Origin of the sequence: Streptomyces sp. ATexAB-D23 (genome assembly GCF_000373645.1) — a bacterium.
In the GTDB taxonomy this organism is placed as follows: Bacteria; Actinomycetota; Actinomycetes; order Streptomycetales; family Streptomycetaceae; genus Streptomyces; species Streptomyces castrisilvae.
This window is the reverse complement of record NZ_KB892005.1, coordinates 120,879-147,227: the sequence shown is the minus strand read 5'-3', so window position 1 is coordinate 147,227 and position 26,349 is coordinate 120,879. Positions and strand designations below refer to the sequence as shown.

25 protein-coding genes are annotated in these 26,349 nt (G+C 72.3%); 11 read left to right on the top strand and 14 right to left on the bottom strand.

Annotated features, from left to right (window positions below):
* Window positions 1-127: 127 nt before the first annotated feature.
* From hpt to dacB, 4 genes are all read right to left on the bottom strand, one after another.
* A complete protein-coding gene (gene hpt, locus B082_RS0107540; RefSeq protein ID WP_037709666.1) occupies window positions 128-667 on the bottom strand; it encodes a hypoxanthine phosphoribosyltransferase in 540 nt (179 codons plus the stop codon).
* A gap of 99 nt (window positions 668-766) precedes the next feature.
* Window positions 767-1,849 carry a tRNA lysidine(34) synthetase TilS gene (gene tilS, locus B082_RS0107535; RefSeq protein WP_018551201.1) on the bottom strand — a complete coding sequence of 361 codons (1,083 nt, stop codon included), beginning with the start codon at window positions 1,847-1,849 and terminating at the stop codon, window positions 767-769.
* A 201-nt stretch (window positions 1,850-2,050) separates the two neighbouring features.
* Window positions 2,051-3,187 (bottom strand): zinc-dependent metalloprotease, encoded by a 1,137-nt coding sequence (locus tag B082_RS0107530; protein WP_037709635.1) that lies wholly within the window; start codon window positions 3,185-3,187, stop codon window positions 2,051-2,053.
* A gap of 119 nt (window positions 3,188-3,306) precedes the next feature.
* Window positions 3,307-4,788 (bottom strand): D-alanyl-D-alanine carboxypeptidase/D-alanyl-D-alanine-endopeptidase, encoded by a 1,482-nt coding sequence (gene dacB / locus B082_RS0107525; RefSeq protein ID WP_018551199.1) that lies wholly within the window; start codon window positions 4,786-4,788, stop codon window positions 3,307-3,309.
* A gap of 86 nt (window positions 4,789-4,874) precedes the next feature.
* Between dacB and B082_RS0107520 the strand changes: the two genes are divergently transcribed.
* Together B082_RS0107520 and B082_RS0107515 are read left to right on the top strand one after the other, a co-directional pair.
* A complete protein-coding gene (locus B082_RS0107520) occupies window positions 4,875-5,366 on the top strand; it encodes an inorganic diphosphatase (RefSeq protein WP_018551198.1) in 492 nt (163 codons plus the stop codon).
* 170 nt (window positions 5,367-5,536) lie between these two features.
* On the top strand, window positions 5,537-7,216 hold the full coding sequence (locus B082_RS0107515) for a threonine/serine ThrE exporter family protein (protein ID WP_018551197.1): 1,680 nt from the start codon (window positions 5,537-5,539) through the stop codon (window positions 7,214-7,216).
* A gap of 24 nt (window positions 7,217-7,240) precedes the next feature.
* Here the strand turns inward: B082_RS0107515 and B082_RS0107510 are convergent, their stop codons facing one another.
* Window positions 7,241-7,945, bottom strand: coding sequence for a DedA family protein (locus B082_RS0107510; RefSeq protein ID WP_018551196.1), 705 nt, complete (start codon window positions 7,943-7,945; stop codon window positions 7,241-7,243).
* A 148-nt stretch (window positions 7,946-8,093) separates the two neighbouring features.
* Here B082_RS0107510 and B082_RS0107505 point away from each other — a divergent pair, with 148 nt between their 5' ends.
* Window positions 8,094-8,459, top strand: coding sequence for a YbjQ family protein (locus B082_RS0107505; RefSeq protein WP_018551195.1), 366 nt, complete (start codon window positions 8,094-8,096; stop codon window positions 8,457-8,459).
* A 52-nt stretch (window positions 8,460-8,511) separates the two neighbouring features.
* Here the strand turns inward: B082_RS0107505 and B082_RS0107500 are convergent, their stop codons facing one another.
* On the bottom strand, window positions 8,512-9,270 hold the full coding sequence (locus B082_RS0107500; protein WP_018551194.1) for a MerR family transcriptional regulator: 759 nt from the start codon (window positions 9,268-9,270) through the stop codon (window positions 8,512-8,514).
* A gap of 134 nt (window positions 9,271-9,404) precedes the next feature.
* On the opposite strand from B082_RS0107500, the gene B082_RS0107495 reads away from it, so the two are divergent.
* Together B082_RS0107495 and B082_RS0107490 are read left to right on the top strand one after the other, a co-directional pair.
* Window positions 9,405-10,679: an ion channel protein gene (locus B082_RS0107495; protein WP_018551193.1), complete on the top strand. Its 1,275-nt coding sequence runs from the start codon at window positions 9,405-9,407 to the stop codon at window positions 10,677-10,679.
* A 96-nt stretch (window positions 10,680-10,775) separates the two neighbouring features.
* Window positions 10,776-12,200, top strand: coding sequence for a glutamate decarboxylase (locus B082_RS0107490; protein ID WP_018551192.1), 1,425 nt, complete (start codon window positions 10,776-10,778; stop codon window positions 12,198-12,200).
* 13 nt (window positions 12,201-12,213) lie between these two features.
* On the opposite strand, the gene B082_RS0107485 is transcribed toward B082_RS0107490, so the two are convergent.
* The 3 genes from B082_RS0107485 to B082_RS0107475 all read right to left on the bottom strand — a co-directional run bounded on the left by B082_RS0107485 (window position 12,214) and on the right by B082_RS0107475 (window position 15,301).
* The gene (locus B082_RS0107485) at window positions 12,214-12,843 is read right to left on the bottom strand and encodes a PadR family transcriptional regulator (protein ID WP_018551191.1); all 630 of its coding nucleotides are present in this window, start codon (window positions 12,841-12,843) and stop codon (window positions 12,214-12,216) included.
* Window positions 12,844-12,907: 64 nt separating this feature from the next.
* The gene (locus B082_RS0107480) at window positions 12,908-14,365 is read right to left on the bottom strand and encodes an aldehyde dehydrogenase family protein (RefSeq protein WP_018551190.1); all 1,458 of its coding nucleotides are present in this window, start codon (window positions 14,363-14,365) and stop codon (window positions 12,908-12,910) included.
* 54 nt (window positions 14,366-14,419) lie between these two features.
* Window positions 14,420-15,301, bottom strand: coding sequence for a helix-turn-helix domain-containing protein (locus B082_RS0107475; RefSeq protein WP_051094593.1), 882 nt, complete (start codon window positions 15,299-15,301; stop codon window positions 14,420-14,422).
* A 310-nt stretch (window positions 15,302-15,611) separates the two neighbouring features.
* Here B082_RS0107475 and B082_RS0107470 point away from each other — a divergent pair, with 310 nt between their 5' ends.
* Entirely contained in the window at window positions 15,612-16,136 is a 525-nt protein-coding gene (locus B082_RS0107470; protein ID WP_026249528.1) for an ATP-binding protein, read from the top strand.
* Window positions 16,137-16,201: 65 nt separating this feature from the next.
* Here B082_RS0107470 and B082_RS0107465 read toward each other — a convergent pair whose 3' ends face one another.
* The gene (locus tag B082_RS0107465; RefSeq protein ID WP_018551187.1) at window positions 16,202-16,468 is read right to left on the bottom strand and encodes a DUF397 domain-containing protein; all 267 of its coding nucleotides are present in this window, start codon (window positions 16,466-16,468) and stop codon (window positions 16,202-16,204) included.
* A 250-nt stretch (window positions 16,469-16,718) separates the two neighbouring features.
* On the opposite strand from B082_RS0107465, the gene B082_RS0107460 reads away from it, so the two are divergent.
* Window positions 16,719-17,222: a hypothetical protein gene (locus B082_RS0107460; protein WP_018551186.1), complete on the top strand. Its 504-nt coding sequence runs from the start codon at window positions 16,719-16,721 to the stop codon at window positions 17,220-17,222.
* A gap of 19 nt (window positions 17,223-17,241) precedes the next feature.
* Here B082_RS0107460 and B082_RS0107455 read toward each other — a convergent pair whose 3' ends face one another.
* The gene (locus B082_RS0107455) at window positions 17,242-19,560 is read right to left on the bottom strand and encodes an FUSC family protein (RefSeq protein ID WP_018551185.1); all 2,319 of its coding nucleotides are present in this window, start codon (window positions 19,558-19,560) and stop codon (window positions 17,242-17,244) included.
* A 395-nt stretch (window positions 19,561-19,955) separates the two neighbouring features.
* Window positions 19,956-21,131, bottom strand: a complete 1,176-nt coding sequence (locus B082_RS0107450) for a DUF2786 domain-containing protein (RefSeq protein ID WP_018551184.1) — start codon at window positions 21,129-21,131, stop codon at window positions 19,956-19,958.
* 240 nt (window positions 21,132-21,371) lie between these two features.
* Between B082_RS0107450 and B082_RS0107445 the strand changes: the two genes are divergently transcribed.
* On the top strand, window positions 21,372-23,084 hold the full coding sequence (locus tag B082_RS0107445; protein ID WP_018551183.1) for a bifunctional 3'-5' exonuclease/DNA polymerase: 1,713 nt from the start codon (window positions 21,372-21,374) through the stop codon (window positions 23,082-23,084).
* Between the two features lie 52 nt (window positions 23,085-23,136).
* A complete protein-coding gene (locus B082_RS0107440) occupies window positions 23,137-23,820 on the top strand; it encodes a phosphotransferase (RefSeq protein ID WP_026249527.1) in 684 nt (227 codons plus the stop codon).
* Here B082_RS0107440 and B082_RS0107435 read toward each other — a convergent pair.
* On the bottom strand, window positions 23,777-24,211 hold the full coding sequence (locus B082_RS0107435) for a hypothetical protein (protein WP_018551181.1): 435 nt from the start codon (window positions 24,209-24,211) through the stop codon (window positions 23,777-23,779). The two genes, B082_RS0107440 and B082_RS0107435, sit on opposite strands and share 44 nt — an antisense overlap.
* Window positions 24,212-24,284: 73 nt before the next feature.
* A complete protein-coding gene (locus tag B082_RS0107430) occupies window positions 24,285-24,884 on the bottom strand; it encodes a TetR family transcriptional regulator (protein WP_018551180.1) in 600 nt (199 codons plus the stop codon).
* Between the two features lie 169 nt (window positions 24,885-25,053).
* Between B082_RS0107430 and B082_RS0107425 the strand changes: the two genes are divergently transcribed.
* Window positions 25,054-25,332: a hypothetical protein gene (locus B082_RS0107425; protein ID WP_018551179.1), complete on the top strand. Its 279-nt coding sequence runs from the start codon at window positions 25,054-25,056 to the stop codon at window positions 25,330-25,332.
* A gap of 73 nt (window positions 25,333-25,405) precedes the next feature.
* On the top strand, window positions 25,406-26,257 hold the full coding sequence (locus B082_RS0107420; protein WP_018551178.1) for an SDR family oxidoreductase: 852 nt from the start codon (window positions 25,406-25,408) through the stop codon (window positions 26,255-26,257).
* The last annotated feature ends 92 nt before the right edge of the window (window positions 26,258-26,349 follow it).

The window sequence follows — 26,349 nt, the reverse complement described above, 5'->3', positions numbered from 1 at the left end:
CCTCGGACGGTACCCCAGCATTGGCACCGGCGTCCGCCTCGGACGTCCGGCGAACCCGCCTTCGAAGGCTCAACGGCGGGAGGCCGGTGAGGGTTCCCGGAGACCGCGGCAGCGGGGCCGCGGGCCCTCAGCCTCCGTAGACGTGCGGAGCGAGCGTTCCGACGAAGGGGAGGTTGCGGTACTTCTCCGCGTAGTCCAGCCCGTAACCGACGACGAACTCGTTGGGGATGTCGAAGCCGACCCACTTGCAGTCGAGCGCGACCTTCGCCGCGTCCGGCTTGCGCAGCAGGGTGCAGATCTCCAGCGACGCCGGCTCGCGCGAGCCGAGGTTCGACATCAGCCAGGACAGGGTCAGGCCCGAGTCGATGATGTCCTCGACGATCAGGACGTGCTTGCCCTTGATGTCGGTGTCCAGGTCCTTGAGGATCCGGACGACACCCGAGGACTGGGTGCCCGCGCCGTACGAGGAGACGGCCATCCAGTCCATCGTGACGGGGGTGGACAGCGCGCGCGCCAGGTCCGCCATGACCATGACCGCGCCCTTGAGGACTCCGACGAGGAGCAGGTCCCTGCCGGCGTACTCCGCGTCGATCTTCGCGGCGAGCTCGGTGAGCTTCGCGTCGATCTCTTCCTTGGTGAGGAGCACCGACTGGAGGTCGGTGCCCATGTCCTTCTCGTTCACCCGCGTCTCTTTCTGTGCCTGCCGGGTCCGGGATGGAGTCCCGGGCCTTGCGCGGCGATCGCCCTGCATGTCAGCCGCTTGTGCTCAGCTCTGCCGGATGACCAGTCTGCCACCCTGGCGCAGGGCTTCGACGCGGCCGGGGAGGTTGATGGCCTGCTGGCCGCGCCAGCCGGTGACGAGGCGGTCGATTTCCTCGATGTGCCGGGCGAACAGCGAACCGGCCGGTGAACCCGCCTCTATGGCGGCCCGGCGCAGCACCCGGCGGCGGACGGCGGGGGGCAGCGCGTACAGCTTGGCGCACTCCAGACGGCCCGCGTCGTCGCGTACGTCACGGTCGGCGGCGGCGGCCCAGGTGTCCAGGGCGTCGGCGTCGTCGCGGGAGAGCTGCGCCGTACGGGCGAGTGCTTCGACGACGCCCTTGCCGAGGGCCTTCTCCAGGGCGGGCAGTCCCTCGTGGCGCAGCCGGGAACGGGTGTAGGCGGGGTCGACGTTGTGCGGGTCGTCCCAGACGGGCAGGGACTGGGCCAGACACGCGGTGCGGGCGGTCTGGCGGTCGAGGTGGAGGAAGGGGCGGCGGTAGCGGCCGGCCGGGCCCGAGGCGGCTGCCATGCCGGACAGGGAGCGGATGCCGGAGCCGCGGGCGAGGCCCAGCAGGACGGTCTCGGCCTGGTCGTCGCGGGTGTGGCCGAGCAGGACGGCGGCGGCGCCGTGGCGTTCGGCGGCGGCGTCGAGGGCGGCGTAGCGGGCGTCGCGGGCGGCGGCCTCGGGTCCTCCCTCGCGGCCGACGCGGACGGCGACGGCTTCGGCGGGGCCGAGGTCCATGGCGGCGAGCCGGGCGGCGACCTCGGTGGCGCGGATGTCGGAGCCGTCCTGGAGGCCGTGGTCGACGGTGACACCGCCGGCCCGGACGGGGAGTTTGCGGGCCTCGAAGGCGAGGGCGGAGGCGAGCGCCATGGAATCGGCGCCTCCGGAGCATGCCACGAGCACCAGAGGGGTATCGGGTCGTTCGGGGAGGGCGGTGCGGCGGCTGCCCGCTCCGGCCTGTGCGAGCTCGGGGTGCGGGGCGTGCCCGGCGCGTTCGGTCTGTTCGGCGTGTTCGGCGATGACGTCGTGGAGTACGCGGCGGACCGCCAGGCGTATCGCCGCGACCGCAGGATGGGGACCCATGTCCGGTGCCCTTCGTGAAGTTCTTCGGGGGATGGCTCGGAGTGCCGGACGGGAAGGAGTGCCGTCACTCAGAGTGCGTCGATGGTGACAGAGCAATGCCGTTCATCGAGCATTGCACGCCTTCCCATGCCCCCACGGTCCCTCGGATGGGTGATTACCGGCGCGTTGCCTTCGGGTCCCGGGCCCGCGCACGGGCCTGGCTCACGACTCTGCCTTACGGTGCACCCGCGCGATCCAGTCCTCGGGCGCGGCGATCTCGGCCTTGGTCGGGAGGGTGTTGGGAGAGGTCCACACGCGGTTGAAGCCGTCCATGCCGACCTTGTCGACCACGGCGCGCACGAACCGCTCGCCGTCCCGGTACTGGCGCAGCTTGGCGTCGAGCCCCAGCAGCTTGCGCAGCGCCTGGTCCAGCCGGCTCGCGCCGCGGGCCCTGCGCTGCTGGAACTTCTCGCGGATCTCGCCGACGGAGGACACCACCTCGGGGCCGACGCCGTCCATCACGTAGTCGGCGTGCCCCTCCAGCAGGGACATCACGGCGGTGAGGCGGCCGAGGATCTCGCGCTGGGCGGGGGTCTGGACGAGCTCGACCAGACTGCGGCCGCCGTCCTCGCCCTCCTCACCCTCGGGGCTCCCTCCGGCGAGTGACTGGGCGGCCTCGCGCAGCCGTTCCAGGAAGGTCATCGGGTCGACGTCGGTCTCGTCCAGGAAGGACTGGATCTCGCCCTGGAGGTGGTCGCGGAGCCAGGGCACCGCGGTGAACTGGGTGCGGTGGGTCTCCTCGTGGAGGGCGACCCAGAGGCGGAAGTCGTGCGGGTCGACATCGAGCTCGCGCTCGACGTGCACGATGTTCGGCGCCACCAGCAGGAGCCGGCCGCCGCCGTCGGCGGACGCGGGCAGTTCGCGGGTGGCGGGGGCGAAGGTCTCGTACTGCCCGAGGACGCGCGAGGCCAGGAAGGACAGCAGCATCCCGACCTCGACGCCGGTCACCTTGGAGCCGACCGCGCCGAGCACGGCACCGCCCGCGCCGCCGCCGCCGCGCCGCTCCTCCATCTTCTCCAGGAGGGGGCGCAGCAGTTCGCGGAAGCCCGCGACGTTCGCCTTGATCCAGCCCGTGCGGTCGACGACCAGGACGGGGGTGTCCTCCGGTTCGGTCCCTTCGGGGATCATCCGGGTGAAGGAACGGACGTGCTCCTCCGCGGCCTTCGCGTGCCTGCGCAGCTCCGCGACGACTTCGCGGGCCTCCTCACGGCTGATCTCGGGGCCCGGCCGCACAAGCCGGGTCGCGGTCGCGACCGCGAGGTTCCAGTCGACCATCCCTGCACCACCGATGCTCGTCATGCGTCAACCGTACGTGCTCGGGCCCTTGGGCGAGCGGCAAATGGGGGGCGGCGTCACAGGGCTGGGCGCGTACCCCCCATGCGCCGCTCGCTCCTTGGCGCGGTGAGGCGTTGGCGGGGTCATCGCTCGCCGGCGGCGAGTGCGGTGGCGAGTTTGTCGAGGGCGGCCTGGGCCTCGGAGGGGGCGGTGGTGCCGGAGGCCAGGAAGGCGAAGGCGAGGAGCCTGCCGCGGGTGTCGACCACCGTGCCGGCGAGGCTGTTGACGCCGGTCAGGGTGCCGGTCTTGGCGCGGATGAAGCCGGTGCCTCCGGCCTTCGTGGTGTAACGGCCGCTGAGCGTGCCGCTGAATCCGGCCACCGGGAGGCCGGTGAGGACGGGGCGCAGTTCGGGGTGGCCGGGATCGGCCGCGCGGGCGAGGAGACCGGCCAGCAGGGCGGCGGTGACCTTGTCCTTGCGGTTGAGCCCGCTGCCGTCGGCGACGTTCACGCCCGTGAGGGGCAGCCGGAGCTTCTTGAGCTGGGCGGTGACGGCCCGTCGGCCGCCGTCGAAGTCGGCGGGTTCGCCGGCGGCGACGGCGGTCTGCCGGGCGAGTGCCTCGGCGATGTCGTTGTCGCTGTTGGTGAGTGCCCGTTCGACCAGCCCGGAGAGCGGGGCGGACAGATGCGTGGCGACCGTACGGGAGGTCTTGGCGGCGCGGCCGGCGGCGGGGTCGGCCTTGGTGGTGATCCCGGCGTCGTCCAGGAGCGCGGCGAAGGTGCGGGCGGCGTCCCCGGCCGGGTCCTCGCTGCGCGGGGCGGGGCCGCTGGAGGAGTCGTCCTGGCGGCCCTCGTTCAGCATCAGGGCGCTCATCGGAGCGATGTTCTCGTTGGGCCCGATCGGGTGGTGCGAGGGCCCCGTGTAGCGGGAGGTGTCGTAGCGGAGCCGTACGGAGGTGACCTTGCCGGCCTTCAGGGCGCGGGCGGTGCCGGCGGCCAGGGTGCGCAGGGCGGCCTTGTCGAGGGTGGGGTCGCCGCCGCCGACGAGGGTGACGGTGCGCAGGTCGGCGGAGGCGCGGACGGTGGTGGGGATGCGGTGGTCGGGGCCGAGCGCGCTCAGGGCGGCGACGGTGGTGGCGATCTTGACGGTGGACGCGGGTGTCATGGGGGCGTCGGCCCCCTTGCCGTACAGCCGCTTGCCGGTGGCGGTGTCGATGACGACGGCGGCGCGCCGGTCGCCGAGCGCGTCGTTCTCCAGCAGCGGGTCCAGGACGGCGCGCAGGTCGGGCACCGCGCCGGCCGGGGCGTCCTGGACGGTGGTGCCGAGGGCGGCGAGGACGGCCGGGGCGCTGGGGGCGGGGGCGGGGCCCGAGGAGTCGCCGGGCACGTGATGTGCGCCACCTGTACGGGCGCGGGCGGCCGCCCAGTCCTGCTCGGCCTTACGCTGACCCGAGTCCCAGGGGCCGGCGGCGAGGACCGCGCCGGCCGCGAGCGCCAGACCGGCGACGGCGGAGACGGCCGTGAACTGCCAGTTGTTCAGTCCGCCCCGCACGCCCAGGCGGCCCGCGAGGGATCCGCCCGGCCCGCCGGACGGGTCGATCGACGGTCTTTCCACCGGCTCGGCCACCGTTGACCAGCCCCTTTCGCGAGCACACATCTGCGTGAGGGACACTTAACCACCAGTCGTATGTGTTGATCATGGAGGAGCCACCCGTGGAGTTCGACGTCGTTATCGAGATCCCGAAGGGTTCGCGCAACAAGTACGAGGTGGATCACGAGACCGGCCGGATTCGTCTGGACCGTCGGCTCTTCACCTCGACCAGCTACCCGGCGGACTACGGCTTCGTCGAGAACACCCTCGGCGAGGACGGCGACCCGCTGGACGCGCTGGTCATCCTGGAGGAGCCGACGTTCCCGGGCTGCCTCATCAAGTGCCGCGCGATCGGCATGTTCCGGATGACCGACGAGGCCGGCGGCGACGACAAGCTGCTGTGCGTCCCGGCGTCCGACCCCCGGGTGGAGCACCTGCAGGACATCCAGCACGTGTCGGAGTTCGACCGCCTGGAGATCCAGCACTTCTTCGAGGTCTACAAGGACCTGGAGCCGGGCAAGTCCGTCGAGGGCGCCGACTGGGTCGGCCGTGCCGAGGCGGAGGCCGAGATCGAGGCCTCCCGCAAGCGTCTTGAGTCCCACGGCGCGCACTGACGTCCCGCTCGCGGAAACGGCGCACTGACGTTCCGCTCGCGGAAACGGACCACTGAACGGGCGGTACACCTTCACGGGTGTGCCGCCCGTTTCGTGTGCGCTCCCATGGGCGTGGCCATACTGGGCAGGAGCGCAGCCGAGGACGCGCAGCCGATGAGGAGCGAGGGCGAGTGGTGGCGGAACCGGGCGGGCCCGATGACGAGAAGCCCCAGTCCGACGAGGCGCGCAGTGCCTTCTCCGTGCCCGCCGGGACGGACCGTCCCGCGCCACCGTCGGAGGAGGACCACCCGACGTCGGAGTTCGCGCTTCCGGCCGGTCTGACGCCCGAGCCCCAGGGCCCGGACTCCGGTTCCGGTTCGGAGACGACCGGTTCGGCGTTCGCCCTGCCGAGCACGTACAGCGTGCGGGACTCCCCGCCGGCGTTCACTCCGGCGCACGGCATTCCGATGGTGCGGCTGACCAAGGAGGCGCCCTGGCAGGACCGGATGCGCACGATGCTGCGGATGCCGGTCGCCGAGCGCCCGGCGCCGGAGCCGGTCCAGCGGCACGACGAGGCGGGGCCCGCGGTGCCGCGCGTGCTCGACCTGACGCTGCGTATCGGGGAGCTGCTGCTCGCGGGCGGTGAGGGCGCCGAGGACGTCGAGGCGGCGATGTTCGCGGTGACGCGCAGCTATGGCCTCGACCGCTGCGAGCCGACCGTGACGTTCACGCTGCTGTCCATCTCGCACCAGCCGTCGCTGGTGGACGACCCGGTGACGGCGAGCCGTACGGTACGCCGCCGGGGCACCGACTACACCCGGCTGGCGGCGGTCTTCCGGCTCATCGACGACATCACCACGGTCGAGGGCGAGGTCTCCCTCGAAGAGGCCTACCGGCGCCTCGCGGAGATCCGCCGCAACCGGCACCCGTATCCCGGCTGGGTGCTCACGCTGGCCGCGGGCGGGCTGGCCGGTGCGGCGTCCGTGCTGGTCGGCGGTGGCCCGCTGGTGTTCGTGATCGCGGCGCTCGGCGCGATGCTCGGCGACCGGCTGGCCTGGCTGTGTGCGGGCCGCGGGCTGCCGGAGTTCTACCAGTTCGTGGTGGCGGCGATGCCGCCCGCCGCGATGGGGGTGGCGCTGACGCTGACCCACTGGTCGGACGTACGGCCTTCGGCGGTGATCACCGGTGGGCTGTTCGCCCTGCTGCCGGGGCGGGCGCTGGTGGCGGGCGTGCAGGACGGGCTGACCGGGTACTACATCACGGCGGCGGCGCGGCTGCTCGAAGTCATGTACTTCTTCATCGCCATCGTCACCGGGGTGCTGCTGGCGCTCTACGGGGGCCTTCAGCTGGGTGCGGAGCTGGACCCGGAGGCGCGGTTCATCACGCACGACCGGCCGGTGATCCAGATCCTGGCGTCGATGGTGCTGACCCTGTCGTTCGCGATCCTGCTCCAGCAGGAGCGGGCGACGGTGCTCGCGGTGACCCTGAACGGCGCGGTGGCGTGGATCGTCTTCGGGGCGATGGCCCGGACGGGCCATCTGTCGGCGGTGGCCGCGACGGCTGCGGCCGCCGGGCTCGTCGGGCTGTTCGGGCAGTTGTTCTCGCGCTACCGCTACACCTCGTCGCTGCCCTTCATCACGGCCGCGATCGGGCCGCTGCTGCCCGGTTCGGCGACGTACTTCGGGCTGCTGGGCGTCGCGCAGAACGAGCTGGACCGGGGGCTGGCCTCGCTGTCGACCGCGGTGGCGACGGCCCTGGCCATCGCCATCGGGGTGAACCTGGGGAGCGAGATCTCCCGGCTGTTCATGCGGGTGCCGGGCGCGGTCGGCGGCGCGAACCGCCGCGCGGCCAAGCGGACGCGCGGCTTCTGACCCGGCCGGGGGCCGGGGCGGGGGTCAGCGCTTGGCGTGCCGGCCGCGGCGGCCGGCGGCCTGGTCCTGGGGCGGCAGCTCGCCGTCGCCGGCGTCCGCCGCCTCCTTCTTCGCCTTGCCGCGGGCGCGCAGGAACTCGATGGCGATCGGCACGACCGAGATCAGCACGATCAGGACGAGCATCGCCTCGATGTTCTTGTGCACGAACTCGACGTTGCCGAGGGCCGCGCCGAGGAGCGTCACTCCGACGCCCCACAGGACGCCGCCGATGACGTTGAACACGATGAACGAGCGGTAGTTCATCCGGCTGACCCCGGCGATGATCGGGGTGAACGTCCGCACGATGGGCACGAAGCGGGCCAGGATCAGCGACTTCGGGCCGTGCTTCTCGAAGAACTCGTGGGCCTTCTCGACGTTCTCCTGCTTGAACAGGCGCGAGTCGGGCCGGCTGAAGAGCGAGGGCCCCACCTTGCGGCCGAAGAGGTATCCCACCTGGTCGCCGATGATCGCCGCCAGCGCCACCAGGACGCAGACCAGCCACAGCGGGGTGTGCAGCTTGTCCGTCGTCACCAGCAGGCCCGTGGTGAACAGCAGGGAGTCGCCGGGCAGGAAGAAACCGATCAGGAGCCCGGACTCGGCGAAGACGATGGCCAGCACGCCGGCCAGGCCGAACTGGCCGATGAGATAGTCCGGGTCCAGCCAGCTCGGTCCGAGCGCAAGCGTATTCAAGGGTCCGGGCTCCAGGATGAGGTCGATAAGCGGCTGCGTGGCCGCCCAAAGCTATCAACGCGGCGCGGCGCCTCCGGGTTCCACCGGCCCCTGTGGAGATGCACAGGGGATGAACCGGGGCAAAACTCGGTCCCAGGAGGTGCCATCCATGGGTATCGAGGATTACGGCGGCGGCCAGGCCGCCCAGGCCGACGTGCTGGTCGTCACCACGAACGACGTCCCCGGCCACCAGGTGACGCAGGTCATCGGTGAGGTGTTCGGCCTGACGGTCAGGTCCCGTCACCTCGGCAGCCAGATCGGCGCCGGTCTCAAGTCCATGATCGGCGGCGAGCTGAAGGGGCTGACCAAGACGCTCGTCGAGACCCGCAACCAGGCCATGGAACGGCTGGTCGAGCAGGCGAGGGCGCGCGGCGCCAACGCGGTGCTGATGATGCGGTTCGACGTGACCGAGGCGGCGGACGTGGGCACGGAGGTCTGCGCGTACGGCACGGCCGCGGTGATCAGCCGCTCCTGAGCCGCGCGCCACGGGGGCGGGGCTCCCCGCCCCCGTGACAGACCCGTACCGCCTACTCCCGGCGCCGCGCGTTGGCGTCGATCGCCTCGCGCAGGTGCTCGGCCAGGCCCGGCCGCATCGACTCGTAGAACGCCTTGAACCGCGGGTCGGCGACGTACATCTCGCCGAGGCACCGGTGCATCTCGTAGCCGCACTCGTAGAACCAGCCCGAGATGTGGAGCCGGTGCTCCTCGGCCATGTCCATGGCGCGCTCACCGGTCGCCGGCTCACCCGCCTCCATCAGCGCCCGGTAGCGCTCGGCCCAGGAGTCGACCTCGGCCTTCATCCGCTGCCAGTCCTCCTTGGTGTAACCGGCGGCCCGGCGCTGCGACTCGGCGTAGGTGTCGGTGCCGCCCCAGCGGCGTTCGGCCTCCTCGGCGTACTGCTCCGGGTCCTTGTCCCCGAAGACCTCGAACTTCTCCTCGGGCGTGAGGTTGATGCCCATCCTGCGTGCCTCCATGGCTGTCTCGACGGCGGCGGCCATCCGCTGGAGTTCGGCGATCCGGTGCGACAGCAGCGCGTGCTGCCTGCGCAGATGCTTCTGCGGGTCCGCGTCCGGGTCGTCGAGCAGGGCCGCGATCTCGTCGAGCGGGAAGCCGAGCTCCCGGTAGAACAGGATCTGCTGCAACCGGTCGAGGTCGGCGTCGTTGTAGCGCCGGTGGCCCGCATGGCTGCGCCCGCTCGGTGAGAGCAGGCCGATGGAGTCGTAGTGGTGCAGCGTGCGCACCGTGACCCCGGCGAATCCGGCGACCTGTCCCACGGAGTGCTCCATGGCTCCCCGCTCCTTCCTGTGTGGATACGCGTCCGAGCCTGGGTCCTGACGTCGCGTGAGGTGCAAGCCGGAAGGCCGGCACGAACCGCGCCTTTTGAAGTCTTCTGCGGCTTTTGCGTCGCTATGGTGTGCGCGTGTCCACCGATACCGCCGTCGCCGCCGAGCCGGCTCCCGCGCGCCGGCTGCTCGTGCTCATCGTGCCCGCCCTGGCCGTCGGCGTGGTCTCGGCGCTCGTCCTGCTCGGCGTCAGCCTGCTCGCGGAGAAGTTGCAGGACGTGCTCTGGGAGACACTGCCCGACGCGCTTTCGGTCGGGCGGTACTCCTCGCTGTGGATGATCGTGATGCTCACCGCGACCGGCCTGGTGACCGGTCTGGTCATCCGGGCGGTACCCGGGCGCGCCGGTCCGGACCCGGCGACCACGGGGCTGGTCGACCCGCCGCTGCCGCCGCATGTGGTCCCGGGGCTCCTGGTGGTGACCGTCCTGGCGCTGGCGGGCGGGGTCAGCCTGGGCCCGGAGAACCCGATCACCGCCGCCAACATCGCGCTGGCCGCCTGGGCCGGCCGCCGCCTCGCGCCCGGCGCGCCCGGTGAGCTGTGGCTCGCGCTCGCCGTCGCCGGCACCATCGGCGCGCTGTTCGGCACCCCGGTGGCCGCCGCGCTGATCCTCACCGAGTCACTGGCCACCGCCCCCGGCCGGGGCGCGCTCTGGGACAAGCTCTTCGCACCGCTCGCGGCCGGCGCCGCCGGGTCCCTCACCATGACGCTGGCCGCCCACCCCAGCTTCGACCTGTCCCTGCCCGCGTACGGGCCCCCGCACTGGGGCGACCTGCTCGCCGCCCTCGTGATCGCGTCCGCCGGAGCGGTGCTCGGCCTCGCGGCGGTGTACGCCTTCCCCCTGGCGCACCGCGCCTTCCGGGCCCTGCCGTACCCCGTCCTGGCGCTGACCCTGGGCGGGCTGCTGCTCGGCCTGCTCGGGGCGCTGGGCGGGCATCTCACCCTGTTCAAGGGGCTGGACGAGGTGAAGACGATCGCCGCCGACCCGGACGGGCGGTCGGCCGCCGAATTCGGGGCGATGGCCGTGGTGAAGACGGCGGCCCTGGTGATCGCGGCGACCTGCGGCTTCCGGGGCGGCCGGATCTTTCCCGCGGTGTTCACCGGTGTCGCGCTCGGCCTGTGCGCGCACGCGCTCGTCGACGCGGTGCCGGTGGCACTCGCGGTGACCTGCTCGGTCCTCGGCGTCCTGCTGGCCGTCACCGGGCAGGGCTGGCTGAGCCTGTTCACGGCCGCGGTGCTCGCCGCCGACATGTCCCTGCTGCCGGTGCTGTGCGTGGCCTCGCTGCCCGCCTGGCTGCTGGTGACGGGGCGCCCGCAGATGCAGCTGCGCGAGGACGGTACGGCGCTGCGCTGAACCGGACGGCCCCGCACGGGTGGCAGGCCCGGCCGGCGTCCGTATCGTCGGATTCGTCCGGCCTCGCGGGCGCGGGCCGAGAAAGGCAGGTCTGCGATGCCGCTCCACCAGGGCTCGGCGCACAGCAAGGAACCCTCCCCCGAACAGCGCAGGCTCGCGCTGAACCCCTTCTACGGGGTGGCCGACCCGGTCGCCGGCATGGAGGCGGCCCCGCCCAGGCACCGCATGCCGGACGGGCCGCTGCCGCCCAACACCGCGTACGGGCTGGTCCACGACGAGCTGATGCTCGACGGCAACGCGCGGCTCAACCTCGCCACCTTCGTCACCACCTGGATGGAGCCCGAGGCCGGGGTACTGATGGGCGAGTGCCTCGACAAGAACATGATCGACAAGGACGAGTACCCGCGCACCGCCGAGCTGGAGCGGCGCTGCGTGTCGATGCTCGCCGACCTGTGGCACGCCCCCGACCCCGCGACGGCCATGGGCTGTTCCACGACCGGGTCGAGCGAGGCCTGCATGCTCGCCGCGCTGGCCCTCAAACGGCGCTGGTCGGCCAGGAACGCCGACCGCTACCCGGCCACCGCCCGGCCCAATCTCGTCATGGGCGTCAACGTCCAGATCTGCTGGGAGAAGTTCTGCACGTTCTGGGAGGTCGAGCCGCGCCTCGTGCCCATGGAGGGCGACCGCTTCCACCTCGACCCGCAGGCCGCCGTCGAGCTCTGCGACGAGAACACCATCGGTGTGGTCGGCATCCTCGGCTCCACCTTCGACGGCAGCTACGAGCCCATCGAGGAGCTGTGCGCGGCGCTGGACGACCTCCAGAAGCGCACCGGACTCGACATCCCCGTGCACGTGGACGGGGCCTCCGGGGCGATGGTGGCGCCGTTCCTGGACGAGGACCTGGTGTGGGACTTCCGGCTTCCCCGCGTCGCCTCCATCAACACCTCGGGCCACAAGTACGGCCTGGTCTACCCGGGCGTCGGCTGGGTGCTGTGGCGCTCGCCCGAGAACCTGCCCGAGGAGCTGGTCTTCCGGGTGAACTACCTGGGCGGCGACATGCCCACCTTCGCGCTGAACTTCTCCCGGCCGGGTGCCCAGGTCGTCGCGCAGTACTACACCTTCCTGCGGCTGGGCCGGCGCGGCTACCGGGCCGTGCAGCAGGCGGCCCGCGACGTGGCGTGCGGACTGGCGACGAAGATCGAGGAGCTGGGCGACTTCCGCCTGCTCACCCGGGGCGACCAGCTGCCGGTCTTCGCGCTGACCACCAAGCCGGAGGTGACGGCGTACGACGTCTTCGACGTCTCGCGGCGGCTGCGCGAACGCGGCTGGCTGGTGCCCGCGTACACCTTCCCCGCGCACCGCGAGGACCTGGCGGTGCTCCGGATCGTGTGCCGCAACGGCTTCTCGTCGGACCTGGCGGAGCTGCTGCTGGAGGACCTGCGGCTGCTGCTGCCCGAACTGCGCGCCCAGCCGCACCCGCTGACCCGGAACGAGAACGCGGCGACCTCGTTCCACCACTGAGGCGCGATGCTCCTCAGCGGGCGTCCCCCGGGTCCGGGGCGCCCGTCGCGTACGGGTTCGCCTCGCCCTCGGCGAGCACTCCCACGAACGGCTCGCCCTCGCCCGCGAAGACGTACGCCCCGCCCTCGATCCGCTCGATCAGCCCCCGCGTCCACTCCGCGCCGGCGTCCGCCGAGTGGATCCACATGTTCATGATCTCGCCGATGTGCCCGTCCGCACCGGGCGTATAGCGTCCGACGACATCCGCGCGCCAGGCGGCCAGGTGCGCCAGCCGCTCCCGCAGCAGCGCCACCGCCTCGGAGCGCTCCAGGTCCACGATGAAGCCGATGCCCGCCGAGAGCACGTCCATCTTCTGGTCGTACGAGGTCAACGAGGCGCGCAGCAGGGCGAGGTACTCCTCGGTGCCCTGCTCGGTGATCTCGTACTCGATGCGCGGCGGGCCGCCCGCGGTGCTCGGCGCGACCTCGTGGGCGAGCAGCATGCCCTGCTTCGCCAGCTGCTTCAGCGCGTGGTAGACGGAGCCGGGCTTGGCGTTGGACCACTCGTGGGCGCCCCAGAACTCCAGGTCGTTGCGGACCTGGTAGCCGTGGGCCCGGCCGTGGTGGCGTACGGCACCGAGGACCAGCAGCCGGATCGCGGACATGCCCTCCACCTCTCTGGTCGGCTTGACCAGAGTAGCGGGACGTGCCCTCGGGTGTTTGCGGAGGTCAGAAGGGGAAGACGCTGCGGCCGTGCTGCACGGAGATCCACTTCTGGGTGGTGAACGCCTCCACGGCCGCGTCCCCGTTGAGCCGGCCGAGGCCGGAGTTCTTCTCGCCGCCGAAGGCGATGCCGGGGTCGTCCTGGACGGTGGAGTCGTTGACGTGGAACATCCCGCTGTGCACCCGCTGGGCGAACCGCACGCCCCGCTCGGTGCTCGCGGTGTGCACGGCGCCGCTGAGCCCGTAGGGGCTCTCGTTGACGATCCGCACCGCGTCGTCCTCGCCGTCGAAGGGGACCAGCAGGGCCACCGGGCCGAAGATCTCCTGCGCGTGCAGCGGGGAGTCGTCGGGCAGGCCGGTGAGCACGGTCGGCTCGACCAGGTTGCCGCGCACCCGTCCGCGTACCGTCGCCCGCGCGCCCTCGGCGAGCGCCTGGTCGACCAGGGCGGCCAGCGAGTCGGCGTGGAAGGTGTTGATGACGGGGCCGATACAGGTGTCCGCCTCACGCGGGTCGCCGGTCTTCAGGGCGGCCACCCGGGCGCTGAACCTCTCGGTGAACTCCGCGGCCACCTTGCGGTCCACCAGGATGCGGTTGGCGGCCATGCAGACCTGGCCCTGGTAGACGAACCGGCTGTGGACGGCGGCGTCGACCGCGTAGTCGATGTCGGCGTCGTCCAGGACCACCAGGGCGCCGTTGCCGCTGAGTCCGAGGATGGTGCGCTTGAAGAGGCCGCCCGCCGTCGCCGCGACATGGCGGCCCACCCGGTCCGAGCCGGTGAAGGAGATCACCTTGGGGACGGGGTGCACGATGAAGGCGTCACCTATCTCGGCGATGTCGGTGACGACCACGTTGACGAGACCGGCCGGCAGCCCGGCCTCCTCGAAGATCTTCGCGATCAGGCCGCCGCCGAGGACCGGGGCGTTCTGGTTGGGCTTGATGACGACCGCGTTGCCGAGGGCCAGGGCCGGTGCGACCGACTTCATCGTCACCAGGAAGGGGAAGTTGAACGGGCCGATGACGCCGACGACCCCGACGGGCAGCCGGTAGAGGCGGTTCTCCTTGCCGTCCACCGCGGAGGGCAGGATACGTCCGTCCGGGGACAGCGCCTGCCGGGCCGCCTCGCGCAGGAACTCCTGGGTCAGCGCCAGCTCGTACTCGGCCTTGGAACGCGTGCCGCCCAGCTCGTCGATGCTCGCCTCGACGATCTCGTCGGCCAGCTCCTCGGTGACGCGCAGCGCCCGCTCCAGGACATCGCGCCGCCGGTAGGGGCTCGCGGTGGCCCACTCGCCCTGGGCGCGCTCGGCGGCGCGGTAGGCGAGGTCCACCTCGGCCGCCGTGGCGATGGTGATCGCGGCGAGCTTCTCCCCGTTGTACGGGTTGAAATCGATGATGTCCCAGGAGCCGGTGCCCGTCCGCCATTCGCCGTCGATGTACTGGTCGGCCAGCTCTTGGAAGAAGGACATGCGATCCCTTAACTCAGGTGCAGACTCCTGTAGGAACGCCATCCTACTGAAATTTCACGAGAGTTGGAGAAGTCCTCGAAGCAGGTCACGGCTCTCTTCGGGACCGGGGCTCTCGTCATGGAGCCGCGTCATCACCTTTTCGTACTGGGCGACTTCTTCATCCTTGTCCAGATAGAGCGCACTTGTCAGCTGCTCCAAATAGACAATGTCCGACAGGTCGGATTCCGGGAATCGCAGCATCGTAAAGGAGCCGCTCTCACCGGCGTGTCCGCCGAAACTGAACGGCATCACCTGGAGCGTGATGTTCGGCTGCTCCGACATATCGATCAGATGCCTCAGTTGCGCACGCATCACTTCGCGTCCGCCGTACGGCCGGCGCAGCGCCGCCTCGTCCAGTACGGCGTGGAAGCGGGGCGCGCGCTCGGAGACGAGGGCCTTCTGCCGCTCCAGACGCAGCGCGACCCGGCGGTCGATCTCGGCGGCGGGGGCGCCGCGCATGCCCCGCGAGACGACCGCGTGGGCATAGTCCTCGGTCTGCAACAGACCGTGCACGAACTGGACTTCGTAGATCCTGATGAGCGAGGCCGCCCCCTCCAGACCGATGTACGTCTGGAACCAGCCGGGCAGCACATCGCCGTAACTGTGCCACCAGCCCGCCACATTGGCCTCACGGGCCAGGCCGAGCAGGGAGTCGCGCTCCGCCTCGTCCGTGACGCCGTAGAGCGTGAGCAGATCCTCGACGTCCCTGGCCTTGAAGCTCACCCGTCCCAACTCCATGCGGCTGATCTTCGATTCGGAGGCCCGGATCGAGTAGCCGGCCGCCTCGCGCGTGATACCGCGCGAGTCGCGCAGTCTTCTGAGCTGAGAGCCCAGCAGGATGCGCCGCACCACGGACCCACTCGACTCGCCTGCCGCCACTGGTCCAACCCTCCCCATCGTTTCCTGGCACCGAGGTCCCCCCTGAACCCCAAGTGCCGGATTCTGCCATCAAAATGCTTCAGCCCGTACTCATTCGATTACGCAAAGGCGAAGACTTCTCCATGACGGCAGAACTGTCAGCGGGAAGAAATGAGCAAGAACCGGCACGGGAGCGGACAGGTCCGGCGCGTGCACGTGCATCTGCCCTTGCATCTGCCCTGCGCATTCGGAAGCATGGAGCCCGCGCACCTGCGTGCTCGTTCGTGTTGTTGTGCCGCTGTACCTGTACGCCGTACCGATACAGCCGCGATTCCCGGGAGTGCCTCGCATGGGGACGAATGGATCGGCGATGCTCATCGAGCCGTTACGGCAGGGGCTTCCCCCCATCGATCCCTCTGCCGTCTCCGGATCCGCCACCTGCACCCTGCCCGCCCGATACGAAGCGGTCGGCGGCGCCAGGAGGTTCACCCGGGCGACTCTGGGGGGCTGGGACCTGAGCGAGCGTTTCGACGACGTCGCGCTGGTCGTCTCCGAACTGGTCACCAACGCCCTGCGGCACGCGTTGCCGGCCGACGCCGCGCGCGAGCCCCAGGACCCGCCCGTGCGGCTGCACCTGATGCGCTGGACCTCACGCCTGGTGTGCGCGGTGCGCGACCCGAGCCACGCGGGCCCGGTCGCCTCCGAGGCGGCGGACTCCGCGGAGTCGGGCCGGGGCCTGTTCCTCGTGGAGTCCTTCAGCGACTGCTGGGGCTGGCACCCGTCCCCCGTACTGAGTACGGAGAGCACGCCGTACGCCGGTACCCCGCGCGGCAAGGTCGTCTGGGCGCTCTTCCGGCTGTCCGACCCGGTGTGACGGCACCGGCACACCCGTAACGGAGTGACACGCGAGGGCTGAACACCGCTGCGAGGCAGTGGTGTTCAGCCCTCCGCCACGAGGCGGTCGAGCTCACCGCCCACGAGGTGGTCGAACTCCCCGTCCTTCACGCCGAGCAGCAGCGCCTCTATCTCGGCCGGTGTGTAGACCAGCGCCGGCCCATCGGGATGGCGCGAATTGCGCATGGCAACATCTCCGTCGGGCAGTTTCGCGAACTCCACGCAGGAACCCTGGGAGTTGCTGTGTCTGCTCTTCTGCCAGACGACTCCGCGAAGCTCTGTGGCCGCCATGCCGTTGTACACGTGGTGCACAGGACGCTCCCCGAGTTGCAAGGTGCAAGTGTCAACTGTCTCGGATCATAGCTGTGTTCAAATTCTGCTGCATGAGCGGATGCATGAGCAGATGCACGTGCACGCGGGGTGTTCCCGCGATTACAGCTTCCGTCAGAAGAAGACGAACGAAGGGCCTCTTCGGCTCCCGATTCCGGGAGTTGACTCACCGGGGGCTCGTGCGACCCACTGGTAGCTTGGATGGCCATTCGTCTTTCAGGGGGAAATGCACATGTACAAAATCGCACGTACCGGCGCAGTCCTCGCCACCGGTCTGCTGACCGCGCTCGCGCTCACCGGTTGCGGAAGCGACGGCGACAAGAGCGAATCCGGCAAGGAATCCAGGGCCGCCGCGACCCCGTCGGCGGGCGGCGGCAGCGCCTCGCCCTCCGCGGAGGACGGCGGCGACGACTCCGCCGGCGGCGCCAAGGCCCTGGAGGGCGCGTGGGCCGGGCAGACCGACGGCAAGGCGGTGGTGCTCTCCGTCGCATCCGGAAAGGCCGTCGTCGTCGCCGAGTCCCACGTCTGCTCGGGCAACGTCTCGGATTCCGGCAAGCCGAAGCTGGAGCTGAAGTGCGCCGACGGGGACACCGCCCGGACAGCGGGATCGGTCGAGTCCAACGACGGCAAGACCGTTGTCATCTCCTGGGACGGCGGCGCCCGGGACCGGCTCGCCAAGACCGACGCCGACGCCCTGAAGAACCTCCCCGACCTGCCGGACCTGCCGACGCCGTGACCGAACGGGGCTCATGACGTCACGGCGTCAGCCCCCGGGAGAAGTCCTCCAGCGCTTCGAGCAGCAGACGCGTGCTGTTGCGCAGGACGGGATCGGCCGCATGCGAGGCGGGCGGATACGGGGCGGAGGGCTCCGGTGCGGCGGGCTCCGGTTCCGCGGCATGCGGGACGGGAGGCTTCGGTTCCGCGGCATGCGGGACGGGAGGCTCCGGTTCCGCGGCATGCGGTGCGGGCGGCTTCGGCTCCCCGGCATGCGAGGCAGAAGGCTCCGGTTCCGCCCCGCCTCCCTCCCGTGCCGCCTCCCCGGACTCCCCGGCCGCCACCCGGTTCTCCTCTTCCCAGCGCTCCAGCGCCTCGCGCACCGGCGTCCAGTCCGGCACCCGCCGCTCCCGCACCGCCTTCGCGCCCCGGTCGGTGGCCCGGCGCAGCGCCTCGGCGAGCGGTCCCGCCCCCGGTACGGGTGTGGCCCCGCGCCCCGGAAGATGCGCCTCCATCAGCATCGCGACCCGGCCGAGCTGGGCCAGCGCGTGCTGGGTGGCGTCGGCGGCGCCGCGCGAGAGGCCGCGGTGGCGCACCGGTTCGTGCTGGGCGGCCGCCACCGCCTCCTGCCAGGCGACCCGGGCCTCGCGGGTGGCCAGCAGGGTCCGGCGCACCTCGTCGTTGCCACGCTCGGCCGGGTCGGCGTACTGGTCGACGACCGCGGCGGCGTACCGGCCGCCCGCCTTCAGCCAGTCGCTGAGCCGGCCGCGCAGCCGCGGGGTCTCCCAGGCCGGATAGACGGCGTACGAGATCATCGCGAGGAGCCCGCCGACCAGGGTGAGCAGGACCCGTTCGAAGACGGTCTGGGACCAGTCGTCGCCGGCCATGCCGAGCAGGAAGACGACGTAAGCGGCGACGCAGGCCTGGCCGACCGCGTAGCCGGTGCGCATGAGCAAGTACATCAACAGGGCGCAGGCCACGGCGAAGACGGCGGAGAGACCGGGGCCCGGGTGTGCGGCCTGGACGATGGCGGTGGCCAGGAACACCCCGACGACGGTGCCGACGAACCGGGCGGCCGAGCGCGCGTACGTCTGGGAGAACTCCGGCCGCATCACCATCACGGCCGCCAGCGGCGCCCAGTAGCCGTGCCCGAACGGCAGGGCGCGGCCCAGCAGATAGCCGACCGCGGCGACGGCGGCGATCCGGACGGCGTGCCGCAGGATCGGGGACCCGTGGTGCACCTCGCGGCGCATCGCCCCGATCACGACCGGGACCAGACGCAGCAGGGTGGGGCGCTGCTGGTGCGGGGCGGCCGGCCGGCCGGCGTTGATCGCGTCGGCGGCCTCCTCGGCCCCGGCCCGCTCCTCCCTCGTGCCGTCGCCCTCGGCCGCCTCGATCACGTCGGAGAGCAGGGCGGCCAGCCGGTCGGCGGCGCGCAGCGGCGGGCCGGTGAACAGGGCCCCGGTGTCCGGGGTCCGCAGCACCGCGACGGCGGGTCCGGGCAGTTTCACCGGATCGCCGTTGCGAATGGCGCGGGCCGCCGCGTCGAGCACCGATCCGGCGGCGGCCAGCAGTTCGCGGACGCGGTCGCGCTCGGGGCCCTCGGACGGCACGCCCATGGCCGGATCGGCGAGCGAGGCGAGCACCGGCCTGATGCGTTCGGCGATCCCGCGTGAGCCGTGCAGTTCGGCGGGGCGGCGCCGGGCCTCGCGCGGGGTGACGGCGGCGGCCCGGCGCGCGTGCATCAGCGGCACCGGGTCGAAGTGGGCGACCGGGTCGTGGCGCAGCCGCCGTGCGTAGTCGGCCTCGGCGGCCAACGCGTCGGCGAGCGCGTCGCGCTGCGGGCCCCATCTCCGGATCGGGAGGAGCACGATCAGGGCCGCCTGGACGATCCCGCCGAACATGATCATCGCGGCGTGCAGGGCCGCCTGCCCCACGGAGGTGGGCAGGGTGATGGTGACCAGCATGATCGCGACGTTGGACGCGGCGATGATCCCGCCGGTCGGGCCCGCCGCCCAGGCCAGCCCGGCGAGGAAGGTCCAGAGCACCAGGAGGACCAGGAAGAGCGGCAGGTGGGAGCCGGTGACGTAGCCGATGAAGGTGGACAGGCCGAGGCTCACGCCGGAGATCAGGGCGAGCACGGGCCGGGGGCGCCAGCTGCGCTGGAAGGTGGCGATGGCCGCCTGGAACGCGCCGAACGCGGAGCTGGCGGCGACCACGGGTCCGAAGAGCGCGAGGCTCACCCCGATGACCAGGGCGAGCCCGGCCGCGCCGCGCAGCGCGATCAGCGGTTCGAGGCGCCGCCGCTCGATCGTCAGGCCGGAGCGGGCGGTCTCCCTCAGCGCCCGGAGCCAGCTCATGACCCGAGCCTAGCCGGATTTCACCTTTTGCCCGAGTTGTCGGACCGGATGTCCGGGCGGCCGTCAGGAACGTCCGGGCGATCGGCCCGGGGGCCCGTCCGGGGTTCCGGGCAGCCGCTCCGGGAACCGTCCGGGGCTGTCCGGGCAGCCGCTACGGGAACCGTCCGAGGTGCCCAGGCAGCCACCCCAGGAACCGTCCGGGGCTGTCCGGGCAGCCACTCCAGGAACCCGTCCGAAGTGCCCAGGAAGCCACCCCCAGGAACCCGTCGGACATCCGCCGGGCTCCCGGCCGGCGCCCGGGTCGGTTCCGGCTCTCCGACGCCCGGGTCGGTCGCGGATCTCCGACCCCCGGATCTCCGGCCCCCCGGTTCAGCCCCGGATCACCGACCCCCGGCTCAGCCCCGGATCTCCGGAGTCCCCCCGCCCATCCGGGCCCGGTCGGCCGCCCGGGTGCCGTGGTTCCAGCCGTCCAGGTCGGTGGCGCCCCTGACCCGGGTGGTCGTGGTCCGGGGGAACATCTTCTCGGCGGTGTCGCCGACCGCAAGGTCCCGCGCGGCGAGCACGGGCAGCAGCCCGGATCCGGCGCCCGCGCCGCCCCCGGCGCCGCCCTCCGCGTCGGCCTCGGCCGTGGCGCGGGCGGTGCCGTCGGCCAGCCGGGCACCGACGCGCTGGGCGTACGCCATCAGGAAGGACTGCCGGAACGTCTTGGTCCGCTTGCGTCCGCCGGCCCGCTGCCCGGCCTCGGCCCGGGTCATCGCGGCGGTGCCCTGCACCAGCAGCGAGGTGTGGAGCAGTTCCACGGCCTCCAGGTCCGCCTCGAATCCCACGACCGTGGTGAAGCCGAAGTCGCTGTTCCACACCGCCCGGCAGCGGTTCGCCGAGGCCACCGCGTCGAGCAGGATCGCCTTGGCCGTCTCGTACGGGGCGTCCACACCGATCCGGCACGCGCCCGGCGTGCGGTCGCCGTGGGTACGGGCCGCGAGCAGGGCCTCGTCGATGCTGTGCCGGGCCATCAGCTCCTGCGCCTTCGCGGAGAGCGCCTCCGCCTCCTCGGGGAACCCGGTCGCCTCCGCCTTCGCCAGCAACGCGCGGATACGGGTCAGCATGCGGGGTTCGCCCGCGACGGGCGGCCGGTACAGCGCCTCGCGCGCCGCACCGGGCGGCGGCCCGACGGGTTCGATGACGGGCAGCGCGAGCAGCAGCCGGTAGAGCCCGAGCAGTGCGGAGGCGTACGAGAACCGGTCGGGCCGGCCCCAGGGCGGTGCGGCGGGCAGCTCGTCCAGCTGGGACCGCCAGCGCGGCGGCAGCTCCGGGTAGCGCCGGACCTCGGCGGCGATCAGCCCGGCTGCCAGCCCCGCCGCGTGCTCGTCCAGATCGCGGCGGACGACGCGGACGACATCGGCGGGCAGCCAGCCGCGCTCCCAGGCCCGCCGGACGAACTCCTCGCCCCGGCGCACCAGCTCCGCGTCGGCCGTGGGGGCGGCGGCGAGCAGCGAGGCACCGGTGTCGAGACCGGCGTCGTCGTCCGTATAGAGGGTGGCTGCGAACGCCTGGTCGATCACCGGTTCCATGAGGTCAGGGTAGGCGGGGCGGGATGCACAGGATTCATCCACACCCTGTGGATATCGAACGCGCGGGCGGCGCACGACTGATCCACCGCTGGTCCACGACTGGTGCGCGGCTGGTGCCCGGCTGGTGCGCGGCTGATCCACGGCTGGTGCGCGGCTGATCCACGGCTGGTGCGCGGGCGGACCGCGAGCGGCGCCCGTGTCCGGCCGGCGTTGTCAGTGGCGGGTGCCAGACTCGGCCGTATGACCGAACGCTGGGCGCTGGCCGTCACGGAGGGCGGGGGTGCGCGGCTCGCTCCGCTGGACCGCGCGGGCCTGCCCGCGGGCCCGGTCCTGGCCGAGCCCGACGTGGCCGCGGCCGTCCGCTCCCGGCCCGACGTCACCCGCTGGGTGTGGCGCTCGACGCCCGAGGTCTATCCGCGCCTGCTCGCCGCCGGGGTGCGGGTCGAGCGCTGTTACGACGTGGAGGTCGCCGAGTCCCTGCTGCTGGGCCACGAGGGCAGGCTCGGTGAGCCCCGCTCCGCCGCGGCCGCCCTGGCCCGGCTGCGCGGCGGCCCGGTGCCGCCCGATCCGCCGCCCCGGTCGGCGGTGCCCGGCTCCCAGTCCTCCCTGTTCGAACCGTCCTCCGGCCCCGAGCTGCCCTTCGACGCGCTGGTCGAGGTGTACGCGGCCCAGCTCGCCCGCCATGACGCCACGGACCGGCCGGACCGGATGCGCCTGCTGACGGCCGCCGAGTCGGCGGGCATGCTGGTCGCCGCCGAGATGAACCGCTCGGGCCTGCCCTGGCGGGCCGACGTCCACCGTGAGGTGCTGCACGAGATGCTCGGCGAGCGGTACGCGGGCGGCGGCGAGCCCCGCCGGCTGGCCGAGCTGGCCGACGAGGTGTCCGCCGCGTTCGGCCGCCGGGTGCGCCCGGACCTGCCCGCCGATGTGGTGAAGGCGTTCGCGCAGGCCGGTATCAAGGTGCGCTCGACGCGCCGCTGGGAGCTGGAGGCGCTGGATCACCCGGCGGTCGCGCCGCTCATCGCCTACAAGAAGCTGTACCGGATCTGGACCGCGCACGGCTGGAGCTGGCTCCAGGACTGGGTCCGCGACGGCCGCTTCCGCCCCGAGTACCAGCCGGGCGGCACAGTCAGCGGGCGGTGGACGACCAACGGCGGCGGGGCGCTCCAGATCCCCAAGGTGATCCGGCGGGCCGTCGTCGCCGACGCGGGCTGGCGCCTGGTCGTCGCGGACGCCGACCAGATGGAGCCGAGGGTGCTGGCCGCGATCTCCCGCGACCCCGGCCTCATGGAGGTGGCGGGACACGACGGCGACCTCTACACCGCGCTGTCCGACCGCGCCTTCCACGGCGACCGCGACCACGCCAAGGTCGCGCTCCTCGGTGCCGTCTACGGCCAGACCTCCGGCGACGGCCTGAAGAATCTGGCGGCCCTGCGCCGCAGGTTCCCGCGCGCGGTGTCCTATGTGGACGACGCAGCGAAGGCCGGCGAGGAGGGCCGTCTCGTACGCACCTGGCTGGGCCGCACCAGCCCGCCCGCGGCCGGCCACGGGGAGGACGGCGAAGCCGGAATCCCCCAGGAGGAAGCCGAGTCGGACCCGGCCGGGTCCGAACGGCCCACGGGCTACGGCTTCCTGCCGGGCTACGCCTCCACCGACGCCCGTGCGCGCGGCCGGTTCACCCGCAACTTCGTGGTGCAGGGCAGCGCCGCCGACTGGGCGCTGCTCCTCCTGGCGGCGCTGCGCCGGTCGGTGGCGGCCGCCGGGCTCCGGGCGGAGCTGGTGTTCTTCCAGCACGACGAGGTGATCGTGCACTGCCCGCTGGAGGAGACCGGGGCGGTGGTGACGGCGATCCGGGAGGCCGCCGAGCTGGCCGGCCGGACGGCCTTCGGTGAGACGCCGGTCCGTTTCCCGTTCACCACGGCCGTGGTGGAGCGCTACTCGGACGCGAAGTGACGGGTCCGGGCCCGCACTCCCCCGGGGCGATGCGCCCAAGTAGGTTCCTGTCATGCGAATAGGCCAACTGCTGGGCAGCGGACGCGATGCGGACGTGTACGAGCTGGACGAGGCGTGGGTCCTGCGGCGCTACCGCGCCGGGATGGACGCCTCCCGCGAACTGCCCGTCATGTCCTACCTCTCGGCCTCCGGCTACCCGGTCCCCCGGCTCGGCCCGCAGCCCCCGTCGGCCCGGCCCGGCGACCTGGTCCTGCAACGCCTGCACGGTCCGACGATGCTGGAGTCGCTGCTGTCCGGGGCGGTCGGCGCCGAGGAGGGGGCCGCTCTGCTGGCCGGTCTGCTCGCGGATCTGCACACGGTGCCGGCCCGGCTCTCGCCCGACCCCGAGGACCGCGTCCTGCACCTCGATCTGCACCCGGACAACGTGATACTGACGGCGGACGGCCCGGTCGTGATCGACTGGAGCAACAGCGAGGAGGGCCCGCCGGCCCTGGACCGGGCCATGTCGGCGCTGATCCTGGCGCAGGTGGCCGTCGATCCGGCCCATCCGGCGGCGGTGGACGCCCGGGTGCTGGTCACCACCCTGGTCCCACTCCTGGCCGCCGCCGACGACGGCATCCCGGCCCGCCACCTCGCCGACGCGGCCACCCGCCGCACCCTCAATCCGACGATGAGCCCGGCGGAGACGGGACTCATCGCCGAGGCGGCGGAGCTGGTCGCCTCACTCGCCACGTAGCCCCCCGACTCCGCCGGGGAAGCACCGGTCCGACCGACCGCGTACGCAGGGAGAGCGAGGCGGACAGCACGGTGAAGGCCACCGCCGGAACCCCGCTCACCGTCACTACCGGGCCGATGACGTCCCACGGGACGACGACCGGGGAGCGCAGGCCGAGCAAGCCGAGCGCCCCGCGTACGCCGAGCAGGTTCAGCGCGGCCACCGCCCCGCCGAGCAGCGCCCCCACGGCGACCACGGCCGGCGCCGCCGCTCCGGCCGGCCGGAGCACCTGCGGCCCCCTCGCCCCGGCGAGGCGGAGTACGGCGACGTCGCGCACCCGGTCCGATGCCGCCACCACCTGCGTGTTGGCCGGCGCGATCCCCGTATGCACCAGGGCGATGACCAGGACCATCAGCCGCCCGGTCCGGGTCCTGCACCCGGCCGGGGCGCGGCTCGCCTCGGGCCGCCCACCCGCGCGGCTCGCCTCAGGCCGTCGGCGTGGCGGGCTGGACTCCGGACAGGGCCTGGCGGGCGAAGGCCACGACATGGGCGCGCAGGTCGGGAGCACCGTCGGCCCCGGCTTCGGTACCGATGACGAGGCGCGCGAGCTGCGGCACCGCGTTGGGCCAGGCGGCGAGCCCGATCAGGCTCAGCAGGCAGGCCGCGACCTGCGGCGACGCCTCGGTCCCGAAGCTCTCGGCCAGGGCGGCGATCTTCTCCTCGTAGTGACCGCGGCGCCGCTCCTCGTTGGGCAGTACGCCGTCGCGGTAGTGCAGGCCCTCCCAGAAGAAGAGCCGGACGAGGACCGGATTGTCCCGGTGGAAGTCGTACACCCGGCCCACGTACTCCGCCGGATCGTCGCCGCCCTTGAGCGGGACGGCCTCGGCCAGCTCGTCCAGCGCACGCCCCACGACGGCGTCGAACAGCTTCTGCTTGTTGCCGAAGTACCCGTAGATCCGCTCCTTGTTCACGCCGGCGAGTCCGGCGATGCGGTCGACGCGCGCTCCGGCGATTCCGTATGCCGCGAATTCCTCCTTCGCCGCAGCGAGGAGCCGTTCCTTGGTGTGGGTCGTGTCCGGGGTCATGGGACCAGCGTAGAACGGCTTCGCACAGGTTCCAACCAACTAGATGGTTGACTCCCAACCGATGGGTTGGCACAGTGGATCGCGACACACAGACGCCCCCGGCACCAGCCGGGCGCCACCTTCCGCACGCCTCCACGCCTCCACACCACCCCACCGGATGGGACTCCACATGACCACCGCCACCCGCCCCACCACCGCATCCATCACCTCCACCACAACCGCCCAGCCGCCCGCGCCGCCCTCCGTGCACACGCGCGCCGTGCTCACCTGGATCGCGGTCTTCGCCGCCCTGACCGTCGTGCAACTGCTGGTCGGCCCCTACGTCAAGGGCTTCCCGGTGCTCCTGCGCACCCTGGTCATCACGGGGATCGTCGTGCCGGCCGTCGTCTACTCCCTGGTGCCGAACCTGCTGAAGGCCCGCACCGCGGTCCTGCGCCGCCGTTCCTGAGCCGTACGACCTGAGGGAGAACAGCCCGAATTCCGTTGCCGGGAGGGGAGTTCGTCCAGCAGGATCAGCCCCCGTGACCACACCCGGACAGCCCACAACAGCCGCACAGCCCACCCCCGGACAACCCACGCCGGCCGCACAGCCCGCCCCCGCCGCCACCCCGGCGCCCGCCCCGCCCCGCCCGGTCGCCCTGATCACCGGGGTCGGCCGCACGGTCGGCATCGGCGCGGGCATCGCGCGCCAACTGGCCGCCTCCGGCTGGGACATCGCCTTCACCTACTGGACGCCGTACGACCGGCGCATGACCTGGGGCGAGGAGCGCGGCGCGACAGCCGCCATCGAGGCGTCCCTCGCCGAGCACGGTGCCCGCACCGCGGCCATCGAGGCGGACCTCATCGACCCCGACGCCCCGACCCGGGTCTTCGACGAGGCGGAGCGCCGCATGGGACCCGTCACCGCGCTCGTACTGAGCCATGCGGAGTCGGTGGACTCGGGGCTGCTCGACACCACCCTCGCGAGTTTCGACCGGCACTTCGCGGTGAACGCCCGCGCCACCTGGCTGCTGATCCGGGAGTACGGGCTCCGCTTCCGCTCCCCCGCCGGGTCGGGCCGGATCATCGCGCTCACCAGCGACCACACGGTCGGCAACCTCCCGTACGGGGCGAGCAAGGGCGCCCTGGACCGCATCACCCTGGCCGCCGCGCACGAACTGGCCCACCTGGGCGTGACCGCCAACGTCATCAACCCGGGCCCGGTGGACACCGGCTGGATGACCGAGGAGCTGGCGGGCACCCTCGCGCGCGAGACCCCGCTCGGCCGCCTGGGCACTCCACGGGACACCGCGCACCTGGTCGACTTCCTCTGCTCACCGCAGGGCCAGTGGGTCAACGGCCAGCTGCTCAAGAGCAACGGAGGTACGGCGTGACGTCTCGATGGACCGGGACGCAAGCGCTTCCGCCCCCTTGTCGCAGAGCCACGAGGTCATTACTGTCGCCACTGATCGAAGCGCTTCGATAG